This is a genomic window from Alloiococcus sp. CFN-8 (assembly GCF_049943125.1).
Taxonomy (GTDB): Bacteria; Bacillota; Clostridia; order Clostridiales; family Clostridiaceae; genus JAEXZL01.
Map to the genome: position 1 here is coordinate 3,559,062 of NZ_CP188040.1, position 25,831 is coordinate 3,584,892.

The 25,831-nt window shown below is 30.6% G+C and carries 27 protein-coding genes and 2 pseudogenes; 1 reads left to right on the forward strand and 28 read right to left on the reverse strand.

The window, feature by feature from the left end; translation table 11 throughout:
• Positions 1-31: 31 nt before the first annotated feature.
• Entirely contained in the window at positions 32-1,228 is a 1,197-nt protein-coding gene (locus ACPWSR_RS16755) for a pyridoxal phosphate-dependent aminotransferase (RefSeq protein WP_426349369.1), read from the forward strand.
• Between the two features lie 20 nt (positions 1,229-1,248).
• On the opposite strand, the gene ACPWSR_RS16760 is transcribed toward ACPWSR_RS16755, so the two are convergent.
• The 28 genes and pseudogenes from ACPWSR_RS16760 to ACPWSR_RS16895 all read right to left on the reverse strand — a co-directional run bounded on the left by ACPWSR_RS16760 (position 1,249) and on the right by ACPWSR_RS16895 (position 25,801).
• Complete coding sequence (locus tag ACPWSR_RS16760; RefSeq protein WP_426349370.1) at positions 1,249-2,121, reverse strand: GNAT family N-acetyltransferase; 873 nt, start codon at positions 2,119-2,121, stop codon at positions 1,249-1,251.
• A gap of 11 nt (positions 2,122-2,132) precedes the next feature.
• On the reverse strand, positions 2,133-3,170 hold the full coding sequence (locus ACPWSR_RS16765; protein ID WP_426349371.1) for a CotS family spore coat protein: 1,038 nt from the start codon (positions 3,168-3,170) through the stop codon (positions 2,133-2,135).
• Positions 3,171-3,293: 123 nt separating this feature from the next.
• Entirely contained in the window at positions 3,294-4,352 is a 1,059-nt protein-coding gene (locus ACPWSR_RS16770) for a 30S ribosomal protein S1 (RefSeq protein ID WP_426349372.1), read from the reverse strand.
• Positions 4,342-5,205 carry a 4-hydroxy-3-methylbut-2-enyl diphosphate reductase gene (ispH, locus tag ACPWSR_RS16775; RefSeq protein ID WP_426349373.1) on the reverse strand — a complete coding sequence of 288 codons (864 nt, stop codon included), beginning with the start codon at positions 5,203-5,205 and terminating at the stop codon, positions 4,342-4,344. Before ispH ends, ACPWSR_RS16770 begins: the two co-directional genes overlap by 11 nt.
• Positions 5,206-5,239: 34 nt before the next feature.
• On the reverse strand, positions 5,240-5,899 hold the full coding sequence (gene cmk, locus ACPWSR_RS16780; RefSeq protein ID WP_426349374.1) for a (d)CMP kinase: 660 nt from the start codon (positions 5,897-5,899) through the stop codon (positions 5,240-5,242).
• A gap of 114 nt (positions 5,900-6,013) precedes the next feature.
• The gene (locus ACPWSR_RS16785) at positions 6,014-7,240 is read right to left on the reverse strand and encodes an NAD(P)/FAD-dependent oxidoreductase (protein WP_426349375.1); all 1,227 of its coding nucleotides are present in this window, start codon (positions 7,238-7,240) and stop codon (positions 6,014-6,016) included.
• 135 nt (positions 7,241-7,375) lie between these two features.
• Entirely contained in the window at positions 7,376-8,248 is an 873-nt protein-coding gene (locus ACPWSR_RS16790) for a MurR/RpiR family transcriptional regulator (protein WP_426349376.1), read from the reverse strand.
• A 94-nt stretch (positions 8,249-8,342) separates the two neighbouring features.
• A pseudogene (locus ACPWSR_RS16795) lies at positions 8,343-8,678 on the reverse strand (tRNA (mnm(5)s(2)U34)-methyltransferase); the annotation flags it as partial.
• Positions 8,679-9,106: 428 nt separating this feature from the next.
• Positions 9,107-9,439 (reverse strand): hypothetical protein, encoded by a 333-nt coding sequence (locus tag ACPWSR_RS16800; RefSeq protein ID WP_426349377.1) that lies wholly within the window; start codon positions 9,437-9,439, stop codon positions 9,107-9,109.
• A gap of 163 nt (positions 9,440-9,602) precedes the next feature.
• Entirely contained in the window at positions 9,603-9,797 is a 195-nt protein-coding gene (locus ACPWSR_RS16805) for a hypothetical protein (RefSeq protein WP_426349378.1), read from the reverse strand.
• Positions 9,798-9,822: 25 nt separating this feature from the next.
• Positions 9,823-10,869 carry a serine/threonine-protein kinase gene (locus ACPWSR_RS16810; protein WP_426349379.1) on the reverse strand — a complete coding sequence of 349 codons (1,047 nt, stop codon included), beginning with the start codon at positions 10,867-10,869 and terminating at the stop codon, positions 9,823-9,825.
• A 5-nt stretch (positions 10,870-10,874) separates the two neighbouring features.
• Positions 10,875-11,360 (reverse strand): hypothetical protein, encoded by a 486-nt coding sequence (locus ACPWSR_RS16815; protein WP_426349380.1) that lies wholly within the window; start codon positions 11,358-11,360, stop codon positions 10,875-10,877.
• 74 nt (positions 11,361-11,434) lie between these two features.
• Positions 11,435-12,196 (reverse strand): annotated as a pseudogene (locus ACPWSR_RS16820) (terminase TerL endonuclease subunit); the annotation flags it as partial.
• A gap of 426 nt (positions 12,197-12,622) precedes the next feature.
• Positions 12,623-13,303 (reverse strand): hypothetical protein, encoded by a 681-nt coding sequence (locus tag ACPWSR_RS16825; RefSeq protein WP_426349381.1) that lies wholly within the window; start codon positions 13,301-13,303, stop codon positions 12,623-12,625.
• Positions 13,304-13,375: 72 nt separating this feature from the next.
• A complete protein-coding gene (locus ACPWSR_RS16830) occupies positions 13,376-13,480 on the reverse strand; it encodes a hypothetical protein (protein WP_426351406.1) in 105 nt (34 codons plus the stop codon).
• A gap of 642 nt (positions 13,481-14,122) precedes the next feature.
• Entirely contained in the window at positions 14,123-14,659 is a 537-nt protein-coding gene (locus ACPWSR_RS16835) for an HNH endonuclease (RefSeq protein ID WP_426349382.1), read from the reverse strand.
• Positions 14,653-14,982, reverse strand: coding sequence for a hypothetical protein (locus ACPWSR_RS16840; RefSeq protein WP_426349383.1), 330 nt, complete (start codon positions 14,980-14,982; stop codon positions 14,653-14,655). Before ACPWSR_RS16840 ends, ACPWSR_RS16835 begins: the two co-directional genes overlap by 7 nt.
• A gap of 62 nt (positions 14,983-15,044) precedes the next feature.
• On the reverse strand, positions 15,045-16,214 hold the full coding sequence (locus ACPWSR_RS16845; RefSeq protein ID WP_426349384.1) for a DUF3883 domain-containing protein: 1,170 nt from the start codon (positions 16,212-16,214) through the stop codon (positions 15,045-15,047).
• A gap of 861 nt (positions 16,215-17,075) precedes the next feature.
• Positions 17,076-17,657: a hypothetical protein gene (locus tag ACPWSR_RS16850; RefSeq protein ID WP_426349385.1), complete on the reverse strand. Its 582-nt coding sequence runs from the start codon at positions 17,655-17,657 to the stop codon at positions 17,076-17,078.
• Between the two features lie 30 nt (positions 17,658-17,687).
• On the reverse strand, positions 17,688-18,182 hold the full coding sequence (locus tag ACPWSR_RS16855; protein WP_426349386.1) for a hypothetical protein: 495 nt from the start codon (positions 18,180-18,182) through the stop codon (positions 17,688-17,690).
• A 41-nt stretch (positions 18,183-18,223) separates the two neighbouring features.
• Complete coding sequence (locus ACPWSR_RS16860; protein ID WP_426349387.1) at positions 18,224-18,601, reverse strand: hypothetical protein; 378 nt, start codon at positions 18,599-18,601, stop codon at positions 18,224-18,226.
• 114 nt (positions 18,602-18,715) lie between these two features.
• Complete coding sequence (locus ACPWSR_RS16865) at positions 18,716-18,925, reverse strand: hypothetical protein (RefSeq protein WP_426349388.1); 210 nt, start codon at positions 18,923-18,925, stop codon at positions 18,716-18,718.
• A 202-nt stretch (positions 18,926-19,127) separates the two neighbouring features.
• Positions 19,128-19,325: a hypothetical protein gene (locus ACPWSR_RS16870; RefSeq protein ID WP_426349389.1), complete on the reverse strand. Its 198-nt coding sequence runs from the start codon at positions 19,323-19,325 to the stop codon at positions 19,128-19,130.
• Positions 19,326-19,834: 509 nt separating this feature from the next.
• Positions 19,835-20,911, reverse strand: coding sequence for a DUF3644 domain-containing protein (locus ACPWSR_RS16875; RefSeq protein WP_426349390.1), 1,077 nt, complete (start codon positions 20,909-20,911; stop codon positions 19,835-19,837).
• A gap of 380 nt (positions 20,912-21,291) precedes the next feature.
• Positions 21,292-22,149 (reverse strand): hypothetical protein, encoded by an 858-nt coding sequence (locus ACPWSR_RS16880; RefSeq protein WP_426349391.1) that lies wholly within the window; start codon positions 22,147-22,149, stop codon positions 21,292-21,294.
• Between the two features lie 181 nt (positions 22,150-22,330).
• Positions 22,331-23,473, reverse strand: a complete 1,143-nt coding sequence (locus ACPWSR_RS16885; RefSeq protein WP_426349392.1) for a hypothetical protein — start codon at positions 23,471-23,473, stop codon at positions 22,331-22,333.
• A 201-nt stretch (positions 23,474-23,674) separates the two neighbouring features.
• Positions 23,675-24,517 carry a phospholipase D-like domain-containing protein gene (locus ACPWSR_RS16890; RefSeq protein WP_426349393.1) on the reverse strand — a complete coding sequence of 281 codons (843 nt, stop codon included), beginning with the start codon at positions 24,515-24,517 and terminating at the stop codon, positions 23,675-23,677.
• Between the two features lie 210 nt (positions 24,518-24,727).
• Entirely contained in the window at positions 24,728-25,801 is a 1,074-nt protein-coding gene (locus tag ACPWSR_RS16895; protein WP_426349394.1) for a hypothetical protein, read from the reverse strand.
• Positions 25,802-25,831 lie beyond the last annotated feature (30 nt).

Below are 25,831 nucleotides of genomic sequence, written 5' to 3' on the forward strand. Positions count from 1 at the left end.
ATTACTTTATAAAATTATAAGGGGGACCACAATGGATTTATCAAACAGAATAAAAAATATGCAATTTTCACCTATTAGAAAGCTCAGTTCTTATGCTGATTCCACAAGAGGAAGAGGAATAAATATAATTGGTTTAAATATAGGACAACCCGATATACCAACGCCAGAAATTTTCTTCAAGGCACTGAATGATTTCTCTTCCAATGTGTTAGAATACAGCGACTCAAGAGGAATTGAGCCTTTAAGAAAAAGTATGTCTAAGTACTACACTGATCTAGGATATGATATAAATGATACAGATATCTTAATAACCAATGGAGGAAGCGAAGCTTTATTATTCACCCTATTGAGTATTTGTGATGTTGATGATGAAGTTATAATCCCTGAGCCTTTTTATACTAACTATAATAGTTTTAGTGATATTGCTTCAGTGAAGGTTGTTCCTTTCAAAACCCTAGCAGAAGAGGGTTTTAAGCTTCCCAAAGCAGAGGATATAGAAAAACTTATAAGCCCTAAAACAAAAGCATTATTAATCTCTAACCCAGGAAATCCTACAGGAGCTGTTTATGATAGAGAGGATCTTAATAAACTTGTGAACCTTGCCATAAAACACAATCTATATATCATTTCTGACGAAGTGTATAGAGAATTTGTTTATGACAATTTAACCTTCACCTCATTACTGGACTTTCCAGAAATAAAGGATAGGGTTATTATAATAGACAGTATATCTAAGAGATATAGTGCCTGTGGTGCAAGAATAGGATCTTTAGTAACAAAAAACGTTAATCTAATAAGTAATGCCTTAAAACTTTGTCAAGCAAGATTATGCTCTCCAACTTTAGAACAATTAGCTGCAGCAGAGTTAATTAATGTTTCAAAGGATTATTTCACTGAAGTAATAAGAGAATATCAAGAAAGAAGAGATATATTATTTAATGCATTAACAGCTGTACCAGATATAATATGCAAAAAACCTTCTGGAGCCTTTTATTTGATAGCCAAGCTCCCTATAGAAGATGCAGAAAAATTCGCTGTTTGGCTTCTAGAGAACTTTTCAATGAACAATAAGACAGTGATGATAGCACCAGCCTCAGGCTTTTATTCTACTAAAGGTTTAGGAAAAGATGAAATTAGACTTTCCTATTGCGTTAATCAAGAAGAGTTAAAGGCTGCCGCAGAGATTGTTATCGAAGGCCTTAAGGAATATAAAAAATATAACAAATAAAGAGGTGTTTTTACACCTCTTTATTTTATTTCATATTCATAATGCATTATGTTACTGCAGGTTCTAAAATTAAAATCACTATAAAGCTTTATTGCTGCTATATTATTTATATTTACTCTTAAGTAAATATATTTATATCCCATTACTTTCGCTTGATTTAAAATATAATTTAGTAGAAGCCTTCCAAGACCATTATTTCTTTTAGCTTCTAGTATACCAAAGTTAACCAATAGCACAGAATCATCATAGTCATGCTTAATAAGCTGGCCATATCCAACGTACTCTCCCTTATGGGTAATAAAAAAACCTCCACCCATCAAATAATATTCCTGTTCCTCATCATTGTACATATCCTTTATATTAAGAGGTACTCTTCCTTCACTAAAAAAAATATCATTTTGCAATTTACATCGAAGAATTTCATCCTTATCTTCGATAAAGGGTCTAAAAGCTATATCTTGCACCCTTTTATAATCGCATATATGAGCCTCTAGCGAATACTTCATCTCAATGTAATGATTTATACCTTTAAAGGATAAACTGTCTAATACTTGCTTATTAAAGCTATTTAAACGGCATTCATAATAAAATTTGTGTCCACGTCTAAAGTACTTGGATAAATCAATTAAATCAGTAATATTTGAATTACCGTTTATATACAAAGAATATATTTTATTTACCTTGTAGTCAGTTTCTTCCGTCCAAATATATCCTATGTATTCACTGTCAACTTTTATTAAAAAAACTTTCTTCTTAAGGCGAAGTAGCTTAATCCAATCTAAACAATTATAAAACTTATAAAAATCTTCATTAAGCTGATTAAAATCTCTAGCCTTAAGCAAAAGCTTTTCAAATATCCTTTTATTAGAAGAACTTAATTGTTCCAATATCATATAATAACCTCTCATTGCAACTCTATATAATTTAAAAAATCCTTAAGGAAACTTTCATAAAGCACTCTGCAGTTTTGAATCTTTCTAAGTTTTTTTAAATATCTATCCTCTGTCCAAAAGCTTCCCTTAACATATCTTTTTCTCCCCAACTTCCAAAATCTATGAGGAAAAGCAACCACTGCCATAATAAGATATAATTCACTTTTCAACAACCTCTTAACCTTATCATACTCTTCAATCAAAATCCTAGCCTTAGAAAAATCCCAATAGTACTCATCTTTATACATAAGTCTTCTTATTAGCTTTGCTAAATCAAGTACCTGAAAACTCAAAATTAAGCTATCTAAATCAATTATATATAGCTGGTCCTGAAACATGATTAAATTTTGATAATAATAGCTGTCATGGCAGATTCCTGTTTCCATATTATTAATTTTATTATAGGTGTAATTAGAAATCAATTCCAAAGCATTTAACCCATACTTATACGCGATAGATATTTCATCCTTATAAGCTTTATCAAACTCTGTAGGGATAATTTTTTTGTCAATTATCTCTGAATACTTGGATAAATCTTTCAGCTTACGCTTCCACTCTCTATTATAGTTTAAATAATTATTTCTTAGATTTAGTTTATTGTAGCGAACTTTTTGTACTTCTTTATGAAAGATAGCTAGAAGTCTTACAGCCCTCATAGCCTCATTGATATTGTTGAGATTTGCCTCTCTCCCATCAATCCAAGTAGTCATGTAAAATAAATATCCTTGTTCTACCACAAAAAGCTTTTTATCCTTTGTAGTTATATACTTAGCTAAATATATAAAATTCGATCTCAAAAGCTCTTCAGATACCAGATATCCGTTCTTAACTTTTTCTTCTCCTGACCTCATTCTCTTTAAGCAAAAGATTCCTTCTTCCGCAACGATTTTGTATGCACTACGCTTTCTATAAACATATTTAGGTATACATTTATAATGGCTTAAGGCCTTTAATAATAACATCTTTTCTCTTGGAAGAATATGTTCGTGAAAGCAAACCTCCTGCTTCATCCTTCTACTCCTATAATATTGCTTGTAATATGTATATTTTAAATAAAAATTAATATAACTACGATAAGTAATTAAGAGGGAAATTTATATTAAAAAACCGGAAGAATAAACTTCCGGCTTCTTTTATATTTCTTTCATGTTAAGAGAGATTCTCTTCTTTTCATTATTAACATCTATAATTACAGCTTTAACAACCTCACCAATTTTTAAAGCCTCACTAGGATGATTGATTCTTTGATTACTAATTTTTGATATATGAAGCAGAGCATCAACTCCTGGTTCTAATTCAACAAAAGCTCCAAAATCAGTAAATCTAACAACCTTACCCATAGTGATATTTCCTACAGGATATTTTTCTTCAATGTTTGTCCAAGGATCTTCCGTTAAAGCTTTTACGCTTAGTGAAACTTTTCCTTTCTCTTTATCTATAGATATAACCTTAACATCTATAATATCTCCAACCTTGAAGAGGTTTTTAATTTTCACCTTACCCCAGCCTATTTCTGATACATGTATCAATCCTTCAATACCATTTACATCAACAAAAACACCATAATCAACGATATTTTTTACTTCTCCCTTAACTATATCTCCAACATTTAAAGTTTCAAGAGCTTCCTTTTCCCTTTGCTCCTTTTCTACTTCCAATAGAACTCTTCTAGAACCAACAATCCTTGTCTTATATCTTTCTTCTTTATACTCTATTATTTTTACAAGGATGTTTTTTCCAATGAAGGTTGATAAATCATCTATTCTATTTAGATCAATATGAGAAGCTGGAATAAATATTTGAAGGCCATTGTAACGAGAAATAATACCGCCCTTAATAACCTGGTCTACCTTTACTTCAATAGCCTCATTGTTCTCATATTTTTTGATTAATTCTCTTTTTGAAGACTCTTTAATTATTTCTGTATTGGATAAAATAACATATCCATCAGAGTTGCTTAAGCTTAATACCTTAACTTCAATGGTGTCTCCTACATTGTAAACCTCATTTATGTCCTTGCCAGCCTCTATATATACTTCGTTCTTAGGTATTATACCATCTTTCTTATACCCAGGAATTCCAACATATATTTCATCATTAACTATATTTAAAATGGGCCCTTCAATTCTTTTACCAACGTGGATGCTTGTAGAATTATTATTCATGTAATCTAACTGTTCATTATTTTCCATTATGACTATCTCCTTTTATTTCATTTATAACTTTATTTATAACCCAATCTGGTGTAGATGCACCAGCAGTTACTCCTACCTTATGTTTTCTTAAATCTTCTATACTGATTTGGGAGAGTAAATCCTCATAGTTTTCTGCCAAAAAAGTATTATTACAACTACTTTTACTTATTTCAAAAAGCTTCTTGGTATTAGAGGAGCTTCTATCACCTAAAACTACCATAGTCTCCGATTCAATAGAAAGCTTAGAAACCTCTTCCTGCCTTTCTTTAGTGGCATTACAAATAGTGTTAAATGCTAATATTTCCTTGCATGTATTACTTAAATCCACTAAAGCCTTTTGATAATTTTGAAACTTTTCAGTTGTTTGAGAAACCAAACACACCTTATTAGGTATGTAACCTTCTGGCCTTCCGCCTCGGATTATTAATGCAGTATTATTACACCATCCATTTATGCCTATTACCTCAGGATGTTTATCATCACCAACAATAATTATCCTATATCCTTCATTATAATATTTTTCCACCTTGTTGTGAATAGCTTTAACAAAAGGACAAGTATTATCTACAATATTAATTTGTTTTTCCTGTAATTTATCTATTACAGCTTTTCCTACACCGTGGGATCTTATGACCACGGTATCACTAGCATTTAGCTTATCTATATCAGATATATCTATAGAAAAGATATTATTCTCTTCCAATCTTTTTAAGACCTCCTTATTATGAATTAGTGGTCCTAAAGTATATATTTTCGTATTTATCCTATTTTGTAAATCTATTACCTCATCTACGGCTTTCTTAACTCCAAAGCAGAAACCAGCTTTTTTTGCCAAAGTAACGTCAGCCATTATAATTCCTCCGTTAAAATCTTTACTGTAAAATCTAATGGTTAAGTTTATTATTTATAATACAAGATAGCTTTTCTACAACTTCTTCAATATTCATATCAGATGTATCTACCTCAATGGCATCCTCTGCTTTTCTTAAAGGATCTACATCCCTATTCATATCAATATGATCCCTCTGCTTAATATCATGTAATATCTTGGCATAATCCACTTCTATCCCTTTTTCTTGAAGCTCTAAATATCTTCTCTCTGCTCTTTTATCTGCAGAGGCTGTAAGATAAAACTTAAAAGGAGCATCCTTCAATACTACTGTTCCTATATCTCTACCATCCATTATAACACTGCTATTTTCTGCTATTCTTCTTTGTTGCTTAACGAGCATTTTTCTTATTTCAGGAATAGAAGCATAAAAGGATACTTTTTTAGCTATTTCAGGCAAACATAAATCTTCAGTTATATCCTTATCATTTAGATATAAGCTTTCTCCTTTAAATTCTATTTTCAATTCGTCTATCATAGAACAAAGTTCTTCTACAGATTCATGAGATATCTCGTTTTTTATAGCAGCATAGGTAATTGCTCGATACATAGCCCCTGTATTGATGTAATTTAAATGAAATCTTTTGGCTACAAGCTTTGCTATAGTACTTTTACCTGCCCCTGCTGGTCCATCTATTGCTACAGATAGTTTCACCGTAAGTTGTCACTCCAATCATTATCTAAATATTAAATTTCTCACTACTATATAATATCATAAGATTTATTGTTAGTGGAGGAATTTTATCCTTATGTAATTCTAAAAATAGTTTTAAGCATCGATACTGATTTCTTTACCCGCTATGTATCCAGTGGAAATGGCAATCTGAACATTATAGCCTCCAGTAAAAGCATCAACGTCAATTAACTCTCCACAGAAGGAAACATTAGATATAAGTTTTGACTGCATTGTAGAGGGATTAATTTCCTTTACACTTATACCACCTGCTGTAACTATAGCTTCCGCTATAGGCCTAAGCCCTTCTACCTCAAAAGTTAAGTTTTGAAGCAACTTCACCAGACTAAGTCTTTCTCCTTTAGTTATAGAATGTACTTTTTTATCTGGTGATATTCCTGATCTATTTACTACATAATTGATAAGCTTTTTAGGCAGTAAATCGTCTAAGGAATTCTTATAATCCTTATTGCTATATTCTTTAAAATCCTTTTGAATTCTGGTGTCCAGCTCTTCTTCTGTAAGCGCTGGTTTAAGGTTAATAGATATACTGTATTTATTATTTTCCTTTATATGTCTGCTAGCGCTTAAGATAATAGGTCCTGATGCGCCAAAATGAGTAAAAAGCATTTCTCCTAAGTCACTATAAATAACTTTATTATTTCTCAATAAATTAACCTTTACATTCTTTAAGGATAACCCTTGGAGCTCTTTTATATTAGCTTCCTTCAATATAATTGGTACTAATGATGCCTTAGGCTCGATTATTTTATGGCCCATCTTTTTTGCAAATTTATATCCCTCCCCAGTTGAACCTGTTAAAGGATAAGATTTACCACCAGTTGCAAAAATAAAGTAATCTCCTTTTATAGTATCACCTGAGCTTAGCACAACCTCTTTAAGCTTGGAATCTTCGATGGTTATATCCACTACCTTACTATTTAGTCTTACATCCACGCTTTCCTGTGATAGTAACTTTTGAAATAGTCCTATAATATCAGAGGACTTATCGGAAACAGGAAAAACTCTGTCTCCTCTTTCCACCTTTAGTGGTACTCCATTATTATTAAACATACTCATTACATCTTCATTTGTAAAGGTATATAAAGCACTATATAAGAAAGTAGGATTACCAGGAATATAATCAAAAAACTCACTAATATCCTTTGCATTAGTGATATTGCATCTACCCTTACCAGTTATATATAGCTTTCTTCCTAATCTTTCTTTGCCCTCTAAAAGAACCACTTCATTAGTTTTGGCAGCGGTTATAGCCGCCATCATCCCCGCCGGTCCACCACCTATTACGATAACCTTAGCCAAGTTACCATCTCCTTTATTTATATTAACAAAGATTATAGTATATCTATAAAAATTATATGTCAAACGATAAATCACTATCCTGGAAAAGGAAAAAGACCTCGAAGAATAATTCGAAGCCTATTTAATAAATTTAATTTAAATATCAAGGGATTTATAGGAGTAAATTTGATATTCTTCCCATATGTTTTCTAAGCTATTAAAGGTTGAAGCTATCTTATCCTTTTCTTTAATTCCAACAGCAACTATAAGAGCATTAATAACGCTTAAAGGCGCCACCAAAGAATCTACGAAGGAGGCCATGTTGCTCTGAGCTATAAGTGTATAATCTGCATTACCAGCTAAGGGTGATATAGAACTATCAGTTATTGCTACCACCTTAGCACCTTTTTTCTGGGCAAATTCCAAAGCTTGAATAGTCTTAATGGCATATCGAGGAAAACCTATACCAATTACTAAATCATTTTCACCAACATTAAACATCTGTTCAAATATATCACTTATACCATAGGCTACAACCTTAACGTTATCTAGAACTACGTTTAAATAAAAACCTAAAAATTCAGCTAGAGCAGTAGAGCTTCTTAAACCTATAATATAAATTCTCTTGGCACGGAGTATTTCTTCTACTACCTCCTGGAAGCTTGTATGATTTATTTTTTCTAAGGTAGCACGGATATTTTCTATATCCGCTTTAAGAACTCCCTTTAAAGGATTATCTTCTTCAATATAATCCTTAGAGAGCTCCATCCTCTGTACTGAAGTCAGCTTTGTTTTTATAAGCTCCTGAAGAGCTTTTTGTAATTTAGGGTATCCGTTATATCCTAATTCTGTAGCAAACCTAACGACGGTGGATTCACTTACACCTACTGTTACGCCAAGCTTTGCAGCAGTCATAAAGGCTGCCTTATCATAATGCTTTAATATGTATTCTGCTATAAGCTTTTGTCCTTTACTTAATCTAGGAAATCTAAATTGAATGTTTTTCATCAAATCTTGGTTATTTTCCATAATAATATTTCACCGTCACCTTTTTGCAATATTAGTATCATTTTACCATCTTCTGAAAAAACATTCAATAATTCATTCATCCTCTAGAGGATGATTATTTTTTCTCAATTACAGCAAGCCTAGGGGAAGAGGCATATCTATTGATATATTCATTTATCATAAGTCCATATTTATCTTTAGGAATAGTCCTAAGATAATCAAGAATGATTTCTTCTTCTTTCTTTCCTTCATTATGGCCTACATATATACCTATGGTAATTAATCCACCTGACTTTAATCGCGTCAGCATCTTGCTTATACTTGTTAAGCTAGACTTAGACATTGTGGTAATTTCTTTATTTTCTCCTGGACAGTAGCCTAAATTATACATGGCACAATTAATATCTTCTTTTATGTAATTGTCAACAAACTCATGGGAATCGCAAATTAGAGTAACATTTTCTTTTTAATGTCAAGTTTTTGGACTGTAGAAAATCGTAAAGTCGCATAAATATTAAGGAATGTGGATTTTCTACAATTTAAAAGTAGTCATTGTAGAAACCGAAATTTAGATATTTTAGATAGACTTTATATTAAACTTCATTTTAAAAACGCTCAAGAAATTACTTTAAAATATGGTATGAATAATTATAGTATGAAAGGTCTAGTACACGTTACATTTCTTTTTTATTCTTCTATCCATAGTTGATATTATGTACAATTACTCTATGAGCATTGTTTTGTATTAATAAACGTCTTTATTTTATGTATTTTAAATTAATTTAGTTTCCTTTACAATTTTCATAACATCATCGTAGTCTACGCAAGAAAGTGCACGCCTAATAAGCATTCTGCTATAAAAGCTTTCTACCATATCAACTAAAAAAAGTTCATAATTATTCTTTCTGCAAGAATAAACACTTCATTAATAAGCTTTTTACCTATGCAATTATGTTGCATAAACTGAGAAATAAATATATTGCTAATATGGATCTGATTCCATTCTTGATGAATATTCATTCTTAATAAAATAAAATTTGTTTTTTCATCTTTGTTATATTTGTTCTTATGGTTTCCCCATATTTCCAACATATCTGTCTGGCTATCTATAAAGAAATCAAATAATTCATTCTCATATATTTTTTTATATGGTTCTAAGAAATTAATTATTCTTTTCTCTATTTCTTTTACAAAAGAAATTTGTTCATTCATAACTCTTTACCACCTTTAATAATGATGTTTGGTAATAACATAGACTATTCTTAGATTCATCTCTTGATTTAAAAACCTTGATAATAAAGGTATTCTCACCTTATAACCTCCCAAATATGTATAAAAAAAACACCTGTCTCAACAGATGCTTTTTTATAAATAACTATCTCAATCTTTTACTATTATCTTTTGCAGATATTTTTACATATCCATTTCCCAAATCTTCTAATATACAATTATCCTTATAGTCAATAACTCCTGAACTTATTAAACGTTTCTGTAAAGTACTATTCGGGAAAGGGTTACATAAATTTTCTCTACTTAATCTAGAATCATTCTTCCTGATTATCTTTCTCATAAGTCAACCAGTCCCCTTTCTAAAATTAATCATTTTCTTTGATTATTCTTTCAATTTCTTTTGTTACCTGCTGTTCTGAAGTATATCCTTTATTGCAATATTTATGCATCTTAGTAGTTCTAGTGGAAGTCAAATTAGTTTTAGTGCATACTATGTCTAATTTGTTCTTTATCATTATAGATATTTTATTATTATCTTTTATTCTATAGTATAATTCATTTGATATACCAGTATAATTCCAATCAAGATTTTCACCTATATCGCTCAAATCATTCATCATTTGTATAACATTATTATAACGCTTACTTGCATCAAGTTCCAATGATTTTTTTATGACTTTTATTAATTTATTAGGAATATGTGGTAAATAGTAATTCTTATTAGGAAACCTTTCTTTTAATATAGCTTCTTTTAATTCGTAATTATTTCTTATATTTAATTTTTTCATTTGTTCTGAAAGTATATCGTTTCCATTACATAGTCTGTATAATGTTAATCCTATTTGATAAATATCAGATAAGACAGTTCTTCCAGAACTGAAAAAAATTTCAGGTTCCCAATGCGATGTATAACTAATTGGTTGGTTAGCAATCCCATTCTCGTCCAAGTACTTTGAAAGTCCAAAATCAGTTAATATAGCTCTATCTGTTTCATCTAATATAATATTGGTGGGTTTAATATCTAAATGAACTAATCCTTTTGAATGAATATGTGCAACCCCACTTAAAAAATCTAGTGAATACTTGATAATTTCACGAACAGTCAAAAATCTACTATCTATCAGAGAACTTAATGACCCTTTTCTATGATAAGGCATGGATACATAAATATAATTTTCATCTTGTGAAGCATATTGAATCTCCATAATATTAGGATGCTTACAATCATATAGTATTCTTGCTTCTGAAAAGTATTCTTCCATCTTGGAGAATTTAGAAATTTCCATTTGTTTTACCACAAGTTCAGCATTAAGTTGCATATCTTTAGCTAAAAAAACGTCTGAATTTTTACCTTCATTATTGCCTATTGGCTTGATCACTTCAAAATCAATATTTACCTTTCTGTAGTCCATCTCCATCACTCCTGCATCAGCGCTGCAACTGCAACAACCAAAGACTCCTTATTATTATCACTTAGTTTTCTTCCATCATCTGTTCTATCAGTATCATTTAGTCCTAAATCTTCGGCCATATCCTTAACAGGCTTCGAATTTAAGCCTAAAACGGCTGATATACTTGGTGCAATACCTAACAAATACTTTTCAATCGAACTATTTGCAAATAGTTCTAAAAATACACCTTCTAGATTAATTCTAAAAGAAATACTCCCCTTGATTTCAGTTCTTGCATTACCCTCTATTAACTTTATACCTGCTCTATTAACTTTATACTGTTTTATAATTGTAATAAATGTATTCCTCACATAACTTAACTTGCACGGAATATCTAAAGCCTTAGGTATTCTAAGATGTGAAATGCTAATGGTTTTATATCCATCATCTTCAGAATCAACAATAGTATAATATATATCATTAGGTGTAACTCTTATTCCAATAGAAGCCATCATTATCCCCCGAACTATTAAATATAATTTAAAATAGTATGTATTTAAAAATTATAACATATAATTCCAATTGGCTACAATATATGAGTTCCTCTATGATTATAGAAACTTCCTAAATTAATATTCCTCAGTGCTCTATCCAATGCCATAATAAGATTCACAGTTCCATCAATTTTATCTGTACTTTTTTCTTTATCAGGTTTAGTATTATCTGCTGGATCTGTCTTAACATAAATATTATCCATCATCTACCAAAGAACTGGATTTCTCCCATGTGATATTCTCTTCTCCAATGTAAGCTTTATTAATTTCATTGAATGTGGTGATATATCTTTGTATCACTGCCCAAATGGAACTACTGTAAACCCCATACCCTCAAGTTTTTGTACCATTTGAACTGCTCCCCATCTATCAAACGCTATCTCTTTTATATAGTACTTTGTTCCTAGCTCTTCAATAAAAGTTTATATAAATCCATAGTGACAACATTGCCTTCTGGGGTTTTTATAAAGGCTTGTTTCTCCCATACTTCATAAGGAACATGATCTCTTCTCACCCTAAACTTCAAGTTATCATCTGGTATTCAAAAGAAAGGAAGCACTATATATTTTTCTTCTGCTGTTCTTGGTGAAAAAACTAAAACAAAAGCAGTAATATCAGTGGTACTTGAAAGATCTAGTCCTCCATAACATTCTCTTCCTGCTAGCGAATCTAGATCTATATCAAAATCACACTCATCCCATCTATCCATTAGCATCCAACGAGTGGAATGCTTTACCCATTGTTTTAGTCTAGGCTGTCGATATATTTTCTTCATCTGGATTTTCTCTTGCACTATATTAAGTATTTCTAACCTTTTCAAAATGGACTTTTTGCTTTAGAAGTTTTTCACAACATGAACTAAGTAAATTTCTATTGATTTTTTTCAACATTAAGGGTAACAACACATGAATCACCATCTAATCCACTACATTTAAAGAATTATCCGACACTATCTCTTGTTAGGCCTAAAAAATTAGCACTCCCTTTACACCTAATCCACTTTACTCTAAGTTCAGGTATTTTTTCTTCAGATGTCATATGAGTTCCTCCTTTCAATAAAATTCTATTCAATAAAAAAACAACCACAATTCCTTGCAGTTGCTTAATTTCGGCTTTCCATTTTTCGATTTTGCTATCCCCCCCTTGGTTAATCCTGCGAAAATTCACGCAAGAGGGGGCAGCGGTTACCGGCTTGTCCCTTGTAGAGATTTCTAGTCCCCCTACTTTAAATCTTCACTAATCTGTTCCACTTCCTCACTTTTGTACCACTTTATTACTTTCGAGTTAAAGTAGTTAAGATAATTCATTGTATCCTCATATGAATCATTTTCAATTAACATAGTTTTCAAATCTCCATCCTTTAGAACATTGCTATCAAAGCTGTATTCTATATTGTCCCAAAGTAAAATATCAGTTTCATAATTATAATCATCAAATACATCATAAGCTTTATTAGTTAAATTAGAGCTGCCTAATAGTAATACTACTGGTTTCACGTCTTTGCCTATTTTTTTATAACCTAATGTAAATTTGGCGTGCAAAAAATTTTTCTGATTTTTCAAAATCATTCCCTTATAATTTATCTTTTTTCCACTTTGTTTAATGTCATCATTTAATTGTTTAACAAAATTTTTATAAGAATTATCCCAGTCATTATTTCGTGAATCATCTGGAGCTATTGTTGTTAAATTATATCCCTCTCTTAATAAAATACTATTTCGTAGCCCTCTACCTAATATAGAATATGTGCCTTGAATTCCATTAGTCTTTACTTTCTTCTCCATGTAATAAGGATATACTAGAACAATTTTTTCTAAATTATCATCTTCTATAATATATGACAAAACATTTTTAAAATTATTTGGTTCCTTCTGTGCTCTTAAAAAAATAGCTACTGCCATTATTCCCTCCATAATCTCCTATTACTATTTGTACAATCTTATTAATTATTGGAAATATCTATGACAATTTATTTAATTATATCTATATTCTTTATATCTATCTTCAGTCGTTGTTTTATGGCCATGACAATTCTTACAAAGTGCTTGAAAATTGCTTTTATCACAAAACAATTTCATGTCTCTCCGGTGTTGTTTAATGTGATCAACAACAGTTGCTTTAATAAGTGCACCTTGTTCATTATATTTAACACACAAAGGATTAGCTTTTAAATATTTATTTCTGGTGGCTCTCTATCTGTTGTCATAACCCTGCTTGCAACACTGCCTCTTTCATTAAAACAAAGCTTAACATGTTCTTCACAGTAGTTCCCTTCTGTAAGCTTGGGGCAGATTGGTTGCTTACAGGGCTTACTTGGCTTTCTTGGACACCATTGCTCTTTCTCACCTTTCCTTTATCAGCACAAGTCGTCCTAGGTTTAGGAGAATCTGTTTACTTTACAGTAATAACCTTCTCTATTATCTCTATTCGCACAATGCAACTTATAAAAATACAATATAACTGTCTTTCATTTATTATGTCAAGTTTTTAGCCTTTAAAAAATCGTGGAATCTCATAAATACTGAGGAAAGTGGATTTTCTACAATCACAATTTTCTCAGTTGTAGAAAATGAATATATAATATTTTTTACGTAAGTATTATGTATAATCACATAGAAACTATTGAAACAAATAAAATATCTCCATTACATATTAGAATTTAATAAGAATTATGTTATCTCTATATTAATTCAATATAATGAATACATAATCCTGCTACATCACCTATTTATTATTTCAAAAGATTCACGATGATATTTTAAGTAATGTTTCATTTTTTGATTTATTTCTATTGATATGTTTTTATTAATATTAAGCAATGACAAATCCTCGTCATCTAAGAGACTAGATATTAATATTTTACCATTATCATCAAAAGTGATAAGATGTTTGTCAAAAAGAGACTCATGCATTGTACATAATAACAATCCATTATTTTCATCTAAGCGTTCTTGATTGGTTGAGTTTTTCCATTCTTTAATATGGCTTGCAATTAAAAGAGGCTTATGTTTTAATCCGCATAATACACATTTCCCACTATATTTTACTATTAGTTTTTCTCTATATATACCTTGACCAACTCTCACTTTTGACAATAACTCTTTTTCAGTTTCATTCAAAGATGTATTGGAATATATTTTATTAATAACTTCATAGTCTTCATCAAAACTAATTGTTAAAAAAACACTAGCAATATATTCAAATAAATCTGGAAATTTATCAGACTTATATGCTCCTTGAATTCTTTGTTTTACCAACTTTTTTTGTTAAGATTATCTAACGATAGCTTATTGGAACTGTTAACTTGCTCCAATCTTAATCTGATTTTTTTCCTCTCTTGATCAAATTCATTTTGATTTGTCCAGTATACTAAATCATTAATGGCATGTTCCTTTTTTACGTCATCATCAGTACAAAATGTTTTATACATTATTTTCGAGTATGGTTCACCTACATAAATATAAACAATATCTCCTTTACATATATTAAAATTAGATTTTGTCCAATCTATTTCATTCATATTTTTATAAGCAGAAATAACATCATATTTCTTAATATTTGCTGTTCTAATCCATTCCATCATTTATTACTCCTTATAATTCTAATACATTTAACAATTACACCTTATGTAGTATAAATAAATTATTTAAAATCAACTTTATATGTCTGTGCTGAAATACAGAGTTCTTTTAGTGAGCCTTTTCTGATAGAAAGTTTACCTGTCATTGCTACTTTATCAAAATCATAAACACGATATAAATAATAGTAATCCGAGTTTTCTTCACTCATTTTCAATTCATTAGATGTAATATAAATACTTCCTTTTTCAGGACCCGAAGTAGTTTTTACTTCTATATATATTTCATGTCCCTGCTCATCATAAGAAAGGATATCATATCCAAGACCATCACCGTATATCTTTGCTATTCTTTGGACTTGTTTGTTTTTACCAAGTTTATATTTCTTTATCCGGAGCCTCTCATACTGGTATACATATTCTTCGCCAGAATCACCGATTTCTTTATTTCTTTTTGCTTCTTCAATATAATCTACATGAACACCTTTTAATATAGCTGGTTTATTCTCTGCTTGTAGCTCAAATTTTTTAACTTCAAACTTCTTTTCAGAGTGCTCCAAAATTTCCGGTGCAGCAAAATAATTTGCTGAATAGACAATATCTTGAACCAGTAGATGGTATCCTGGGTCATAGTACTGACTTCTTCTTGACTCGTATTTTTTTAAAAGTTCCTCATCTTCCATAACACGTTTCAATATCATATCACACATACTTTCATACATAAAAATAAGAGCTATATCTCCAGCGTCAGGAAGATCTGCGTAATCAATAAGATTGGCAAATTTCACGAACATCGTGTATTTATATAAATAGTATTTCTCTGGGTACTTCAGATTAAGATAGACCATAATTGCCCTATCATCTTGGTAGCTTTTATTGATTGAGCCTTCTTTGTATTTCTCAACTATTTCACTTATCCCATCCCTAAATGACTTTATTCTATACTTAACATCAGTGGATAAATCATATAGATTTCTGAATAGTAGTCTGACGATTTCTGGTTCTTTTATTGCAGCCCACTTAATCATTCTTCTAGGATAATAATTACCTGCACTCATAAGATTTGATGTTTTCTTCAAAGACATATCTAACATTGCTGAAAAATCAACAGCATCAATATCCCATGTATCTTGAAAGTGCTTTACTGCTTTCCATTTATAAATCTCATGTTTTTCAATCTCTCCATAATTCTCTTTGTAGAACTTATAGATAGAATCGTACATTTTATCATTCAAAAAAATCACACCTCGTTTACAACATTGAATCTTATACAATTAACTCGTTGCTACTGCTATCTTTATCAGTCTATATTAAAAACTTTTTATTTATCAGTAAACAATTCCTACTGATTTAATTATATCGCATGCTATACTAAAAATTAAATATATCATTCTTTTATCTCTTTAGCTTTTTCAAGAGGTCTTATTATTTCTTAATCCCCCGTTATATTAGTTAAATAAATAATACAGAAAAAGCCAGAAATCTTGTATAAACAAATCTTCTGATTTTCCCATCGTGAATGATTGCAACAACACATTTCTGTAAATATATTCAAGATCCAATTCACAGAATGTATTCATATCTAATTTTAATTCGTATTTTTTATCTACTAATCCGAAATTAACACCTTTATTTTTAGGTTCTTATGCTTTCACACTCTACCTCCAAAATAATAAATAGCCACTAACAGTAGTAGCTATCATAGTTTTATTATATATTTACTTACAAACTTAATTCCTCAATGCTAAAATTATCAACAATATCGTTGATCCGAAAGTATAATCCTTTAAGTATTGATTCAATAAATGTTCCGTAGGTTTTAAAGTAAAAGCTCATTAAAAGAGTGCCTAGTAAAAAAAAGCCCCTAAAATCTCCGTAAAATTGGAATTTTCAAGGGCTCACAGCTTAAATTTTAACCAGCTTTACTACAGTCTCAACGTGGCTAGAGTTGATGGCATTGATATCATTAGCTCATTTTTGAGTTCGACGTATTCGGAAACATATCAATCGGTTTTTTGATTTTTTTTAAAACCGAAATTTGTGGTAAAATATCAGTCATTTTCCTTCAAAATATAAACGCTAATTTCTTATGTATATTAATACATACGCCTTTTCATATCCTCCTCGTATGCGGTAATAATTCGATGATATTCTTTCGGATCATCGTTCTGACAGTCCAGTTTGATTACTCTATCTACAATAGGCTCTATAGTATCCGGGTTATACCAAGGCTCTTTGATAGTAAGATATATTATCTTTTTTGTTCTTTGACGATCAGCCATTTCCTTTAGCATTTGAATCTCTTCTTTATTTTTCGTGACACTAACAATTGGCCAGATAACCATGAAATCAAATTTGTATTCATCATATTTGACGCTGTTGGTTTTCGTTGTGAGATTGTCAAAGAAGATAGTCAGATTTGATAATTTCATTGCCTGTCCATATTTTTTTGGTGGTTTAACCTTATACAGCTCTGCCCATCGAAAAAACTCCTCCATACCATCTTTGGTAGTATGGATTAGGTTTATCAATCCTTTTAATTCTCCCTGGGCATTTAACGCTTTTAGAAGCGCTAAGTGCTTTTCCTTGTCTGCAATACCGCGAAGTAGCAGTGTTTTTTCCGATTCATTACTTATGAAATCTACAATTTGATCATAGGCATTTTTTACATCAGACATATTATCCATCCTTTCATAAACAATTGGATATTATTTATTCTTTGAATATACCCAAAATAGAATAGTATCTGTTAGCCTCAAACAAAATAACGCATCTTCAATAGCTGGTAATTCAACTATACCTTCATTCCTATGAGTTCCATAATCAGACATCATAGAATAAATCATGTAGATTACTTTTGTTTTTGTCAACTTGCCTTCTCTATTTTCATTAAAAAAATCTGCTAATTCTTCTTTTTTTAAATCTGCTTTAAGGGCCTTATCCAAATCAGTAACTGTTGCAGTTATACTATCACCACTAGTGTTATAAATCCCTCTCAGCCATTTTGCGAAGTTTTCTGTCCCCTTATATTTAGAAAATAAACTCACTGTACATGTTCTGCAGGATTCGATACAAGATCCTGAATGACCTTGAGTATATGCATCGATTGCAGATTTATAAGAATCATATACTTCTTCATGATTTCTTTTAATCCATGACTCAACAGAAAACATCTCACTTACTCTAGCAGAGTCACTTTCCATGCAAGCAGAAACCTTAACTTTATCAAATTCAAGGGTTATACTTAATCCAAAAATCTCGTAAAGTTTAGCATTTCTTTCAAGTCTTCACTGCTATATTCAGAGATATATCCTACATTGAAGGATTTAGTTATCTCTTTAAGCAAATTGATAATATCCTCATTCCTGTTATCCCTATATAGGTCCGAGAAGATACTATCTAATCCTAAAAACACATCATATTCCTCGTTTTTATTCTCAAATATTTGTGTATATCCTTGGTTATACCAGTATGGAACAAGATAATTAGAATATCTTTCGTAAAGTTCATTGAGCTCAGAGCACTTTAATCTAGATTTAAATTCTGAGTTACTCCGCACAAAAAAGCCCGGTCTACTAATGATCTCTGCAATTTTTGAAAGAATAATTTCTTTATCATCCATTTTATCACCTCGTCTAATCAATAAATATATATATTACTTTTTCAAAGCAGGCAAAACTTTCTCTAAGTACTTATGCCAATAATCATTATCCCCTTCAATATCATGAAGCCAATATTACATAAGCAGTATTTCAAATTCCTGCTTTCTTCCCTTATCATAAAATCTATTAATCCAATTACAAGCAAAAATGGCAAGGTTCACTTGGTACTTGGCCCACGTGTTTATAAGCCAATCACTGATTTCTTCAGTTATTGTTGGAACCCAAAAATCAAAATATTTTTGGCTCTCAACCCTATAATATTCTTTAATAAAGAGAAAAAGCATTTCCGTCTGTTCCTTAAGAAAAGGAAGCCTTTTAATGATTTTAGTATAATAGTCATATGAGGCACTTCTAAATTCGCTATCAGTATTATATAGAAAAATAGTTCATTCTCCTTAATCATATTACCTATATACTTGTTAACCTGCTTTCCATATTCATAATAAATACTTACTGTCCAATCTCTGACTTCAAGCTCATATTCAATTAACAGTTTACTATACTTTTCCAGCTTCTCCCTGTGAAGCACTGTTTTTTCTTCAGCTTAATAGTGTTAAGATAGTTATTGAAGTACTCAAAGATATAATCCACACAAATTTTCATGTTTTGAGTGCGTGCATCAATGTCAAACTCATTGAGCTTATCTTTTTTCCTTCGGCCAATGTATTCTTCAATAGTAAGCATATGAATACCTCAGTTTTTCTCTTTTTATGTTCTTTTAATTAACATCATCAAGACTACTTTTAATCTTATCAAAGTTAAATCCATCCTGATATCGTTTTTCATTAGGCTTTTCTCAGTATACATGAACAAGACAACAGTTAGTTCATGTTGATGGCATTGATGTCTTAAGGCAATTATTACACGTTACGTTCGTGGGGACATATTAGTCTAATTTTGAATAGTTTTTCATATTATTCCATATTCGCAAAAAAGCATCCTCTTCTTTAATCCATCTTACTCACGTACGAAAGAACATATCAACATGTGTCTATTACAATAATATTGACTCTGGTCCAGACGATATTTTCCTTGTCATCAGGAACAGAACTATGGTTTGAGTGAGATTTATACTTTTTTACAACTACTGAGCGAAATTCCTACCTTCTCATGTGGAGCTAAAGATACTTTAAGCTACAGGGTACTCCTTGAGAGGCCAACATCCTGTGAATTTTCACAGCACAGTATATTTATTATTCAAAATCCGAAACACTCAGTGTCACATTTATATTATTACTTGTTTTTAGGTCCTCTAGTCTCATTTTGTCAAGCTCAAATAACTGAATTATAAATGAAACCCAATTATTTGTATACAAATAATCGTTATGTGCTTGGTCGTAATAACAAAATTTGGTATTCGTATCAAAGGGGTCATCTGCATTGTTGGTAGGCCTAACTCCGAACTTCTGCCATAATGCGGTATGATGATTAATCGAAAAATCTGCCATTCCATTTTCTTTTACTAATTTAACTACACTACTGGGCTTATACCTTCCTGCATTTACTGCTTCAACTCTTATTATCTTATCTTTAACTATAGCCGTTACTTTTTGAACTTCTGCTTGTTCTTCAGGGTTAAATGATTCCCATTTTATAAATTCAACTGATAAATCATTCCTGCTAGCACTCGCCACTTTTGGAATCGCAATAAGTTTAATACTATATTCTTGACTATTAAATACATCTTCGGATAACTCTGACCTATATTTATTAATATATGCTACTAAATCTTGTACTTCAGATGACAACATGTTTTTCTGTGCTTGCCTTTGTTCTTTTGTTATAAATCTTGAAAATTGAAGAGAGAATGCTAAATTTTCGTTAATAGCATAATCTTCACCAAATAATTTCACCAAAGTATTTTCAAAATTATAGAGCAGCGCCTGACATTCACCAAAAATTAATGTATCCAAAGTCTCTTTTTCAATATGTCTATGCTCAATCTTATTTCTAAGTGCAATAAATAATCGAAGATTTTTTTCTTCAGATTCAGTTAATTGACCGTACTTTCTTATAGATTCATTTAACTCCCAAGCTTTTCTCTCACCATCAACAAGTTTATATTTTTTTCCTGATTTATAATAATATTTATCTCCTATGGTGTTATTGAAATGTGCGTGAAAAAGTCTAGTCCATGCCATTACCATTAATGTAATGTAGTTTTCAACACGGAAAACAGTTCTTGGCTTATTATAAATTTCAACAGCAAGTAAAGCACTGTCTATAGAACTTTCAAGGATTGTTTTTGTCTTACCTCTTCTAAGTCCCAACCATCATCACCTCCCTATATTACATATATATTAAATATAATAATACAAAAAAACAGCCATCAGATTTCCAATGATCCTGATGACTGTTTATATTCCTGCACATTTTTTATTTATATACCGTCCCACGATGGGACAGTATATAAATAAAGTTCTTACCTCTTTTTTCAAATCAGTTTATGTCCTGTCACTTTTCTTTTTCAATCAAAAAGATTTGAATATGAGGGTATTTACAATGAGTAAAGAGAATTTGCATCTCTTTAATAAATTATAAGCAGAAGTTATCAGAATATACCTATTAAATTGTACTACAAAACATTTAATTGAACAAAACGATTTCTCTATTGGCTTAATATACCTACTTTTTCTTTTTCACCCAAATATTACTCGAAATTTTCAAAAAAACATTTTATAGGAACATGTTCACCAGCTACAATAAAGTTCTCATCCCTGAAAGCGGCAAGCATCATCAAAGAGCTTTGATCGAGCAAGTTTCTATTTTTATCTTCCAGTAATTGATTTATTTGTCCCATCATTTCTTGAGTTGTAAGACTTTCAATTTCTTTTTGCATTTCAAGACGTAATTCTAGACTTTCTCCTTTGTCTTTCACAACTGTATTTGTGAGTATCCTTACACATGATGCTAATGTTAACGCACTATTTCTCATAGCATTGATAAGCGCCTGAATTTCTTCCACACTTCTGGCCTCTTTATACTCTTTTGAGTTATGTCTTTCTTCCTTCGCAGTTTCAACCGACACATTCTCAATTACAACATTATGTGTGCCGTTTGCTTTCTGGTCTTCAACTTCCTTTATTAATCCAGCTGCTTTTGTTTGTTTACCTGCAAGACCATCTCTAACTCCAATTATTAAGATCTTTGCATTTCCTCTAAATTCATTTACCTTTTTCTCTGTTTTAGGAATAGCGTTTTCTTCAAGCCATCTTTCAAAATAATTGAATCCGATATTCAGCCCTTTTTGGACCGCTTCGCTGATTATTGGCACTACAACTTCTTCAATAATCATTTGACCAAAAGTAGGCCTTTCTTGAATAACTACAGTATTCTGTATCTCCTCTTTGTCTACCTCAATCAATTCAATTGGTCCGCTCATCGAATTGTCAACATCGTCAAATTGAAGGCCACTAAGGGTTCCATCTTTTTTCTTCGAATTAACCAAATGTTTGCCCTTTTTTCGAACAACCCGGTAAATTTTATCATCTATTTCTTTCTCTTCCATATTTCCTCCTTAAAGCTCTCTTATACCAAAGGCATTATTATTCACTGAAGTTTTCCCATTAATAAATTCCAATTTATTGCTCTATTTAATTATTTTTCATTACCATAAAAGTAATACTTTACTCAAGTCTTTTCAGAGTTTCCTGCTGTGGCACACTAACGGTAGGTAGGAGCATATCAATCTAATCTTTACAAATAATAATGGTACCCTCCATAGCAAAATAATTCATTGTTACCTGAGGGTAATCATTTACAAAATTTATAATATATTTATGATATTCATCAATACTACATGGATGAACTTCAAAAATTCTATAAAATTCGTTTGTCTCTAGTCCGTTTTTAAGTTCTGCGTACCCTACTATTCCATCTTCTTCTGTACCTTTTTTCCTTATAAAAATTTTTTTAAATCTAAAATCGAAGCTATATATATCATCATTTGGTTTTAATAACAACGGCAATACCTTTATTTTATTAGGCAGCTCACTTATATCATTCTCAACATCAATAAAGAATGATATATATTCGACAGCTTTAGATTGAGCATTCTCTTTCATAACTTGCTTAAAACTGATGTTTTGGATTCTCTGACTATTGTTCAGACAGTTTGGTAACTGATATTTGACCTCTGTTAGAATCTCCTCTGCTTTTTGTTGAACATAATCATTTACTTCTTTAACCTTATTCAAAGCATTTACCTGTAGATAGATTGTTCCATCATATATGAAATCTTTAATTAGAAATTCATCATTAGAACCTATGATAAAGCTAGTCTTTACCGTAACAAGAATTGTCTTAATATGCTTAATGTAATTGTCAAATGCTTGTAAATATAAAAAGGTTTGATTAACTTTATTGGCATCCAACAATGTTTTTAAATTTGCGAATGATGAAATTGTGTCTAACTTACTGTTTACTTTTTTTATTAGCTGCCTGTCCATTACCTCGAAGGACTCATCTCCAAACAAAGCAGCATTAATAATTTGAAACATAATATCCACACTCATTCTTGCATAGTGAAAAAACTCTACTATAGTTTTTCTTAAAAAAATACTATCATCAACATCTAATCCTGCAATTTTCAAATCTGTACAATGCAAATCACTTTCTTTTAACGATGCAGAACCAAATTCGACTGCTTGTTGTAAAATCTTTGATTGCTGTGCTTTTAATGAATCTACTCTGTTTTTATGAACATTTACTAACAGTTGATATGATAACTCCATATACGTAAGAATCTCCCTTAAACTATCTACATATTGCCAAGTGTCATATACTTTTTGATGTACTAGTTCTTTTTGAAACTCTCTAATATCGAAATTCATTCTATACTTCCTCCTCTACACCCCTCATACTCTAACAACTAATTAACAGGTAAAATTATAAGTTAAATCCATATCTGCAATATCTCCCCACCACAAAGTGAGCCTTTAAAAATATACTCTTTACCTTCAGTACCTGTAATAATAATTCCCCAGTCTTCTATAACTGTCACATAGTAAATCAGTTGGTATTTCTCCATTGCCTTAGAGAATAGGATACTCGTTTTCAACATAGTTAATTGTATTTCGTTCTTTCCATATAATTTCGTAGCAATAATCTTGATCATGCTTATTAAACCATTCCCGCCTTTTCACACCAACAGCATGGATGATTGGGCATCCCATTCTATTTTGTCTCACCAAAGAAAGATAATTTGCAACAATAAAATCTTGCTGACTTACAAGCTGATAATAAAATATTTCATCACCACTCTGTTTAGCCATGTAGATGTCATCCTCAAATTGCTGTACTGCACCAAGATAATTATTATATATACCAATATCATAATAATCTGTAAATATTGTTTTTTGTGCACAAGCACACTGTTGTATCACATCTATTTTTGTTTGATAATCGTTCTCTTGTTCCATAAATAGAATGTTAACCAAAGGTTCTTTACAACAGTTGCACCGTAATGGATTTCTAAGTAGCTTTATATCAGATTTACTTAATTCCCAAAGCGCCTTAAATTCAAGGAGATAATTATTCACCAATGCAATTTCATCACAAATATTTAAATCTTCAATATTCCTGATATTTGCACTTTCTGTCCAGTTAAAGGAACCAAAGAGACACTTTAACTTGTCTATAACACAAAACTTATGATGCATGATTCCAGAATACCGTACTAATCTAATTTGAGCACCTTGACTATTAAGAAATGCAATATCACTAAGATACCTTTGATTATTTTCATCATCATTTAAAAGAATTTTTATCTTAACTCCTCTACTCAACAATTCAAAAAATATTTCCCCATAGTATTTAAAATTTATCCAAGCTACAGCTGCTTTAATACTATGTTTGGTAGCTCTCAATTCACTCATAGTGATATTCTGCAAATTAGTGAAATAGCATCTAGTCATATTCTTAAAACCTCTTTTAACTGTATTCTTGGAAATTCATTGCTACCATAAGACCTACCAACGTCATACTAAACTCCAAATATGTCTGCAATACAAGAAATTAAACTTCTATTACTTGCAATTCTCACAACAGTACCGCAATCCTTTTTAATACTTCCAAAGCCTTATAAATTAGTCTCCATATATATGTAATACATACATTAGTATTCTTATTTCTGTTAAAATTCCAATGTATTCTCTTGTAGTACGAGCTTCATTGAAGTTAATAATTTTATTTATATAACTTATTAATTTATCGATATTATTTTTTTCATTTGTTATTCTACTATTATTAAAAGCATTTTTGCCCGCCTTATTAAAATTTCTTTCTAAACTTTTTTGCTTCTTCAGACACTGTTTTAGTAATGTTGTAACAGGGATTCTAAGCCTAGTAGTATATTTATAATCATCATCCTTATATTTCTCTAAAAAATTTATTTGATAGTCTAATGTATATATAATATATTGTATCTCTTCTTTTCTCTTTCTTTCCATATCTCCTTGAAATAACTGAATTATAGTATCAAAAATAATAAATGCTACCATGCTCTCTTTATATGCTTGAATAAATATCGTTTTTATTGTATCCATATCCTGATACGATAGAGTTTGTCTACCTAAGCTCAAAAATACATTCATAGCTTTCAGAACAAGATAATCTGAAATCCCTCCTGAAAACATTGACATTATTGTTATGGTATATATAATACCTGCAATAAAATAGAATGTTTTTCGGCACTTAAAAATAATCACAGTGGTCCCTGCAAAAATTATACATATCAAGAATAAACTTAACTGTAGAATATTATCATCCAATTCAGCAGTTTTTTTACTCCATTCAAGCAATTCATTAACAGAACTACCTTGATCACTCAAATATTTCTTATACTTACTATTGCCATTAATAATCTGTTCTACCTTGTCTTTATTTACGGATAAGACCCTAGCAAAATCCTGTTTACTTTTTATGGTACCCATTTCATCAATATTTTCCTTTAATTCAGTTAAGATTCCTGTATTTTCTTCGACTTTTTCATTAAAGAAAATATCTTCCTCGTATTTATTATCAGTTGCATATCTTGTATATATTGATGTATCAGTATGATTTATTAATTGGTATGTCGCAAAATACAGTACAGGAAGTCCAGCACTAATTAAGATAATAAATATAATTGTAAGAGATATAAACTTAGGTAAATATTTCACTATAAAAAAACCTCCTCTTTTGCGCGACTC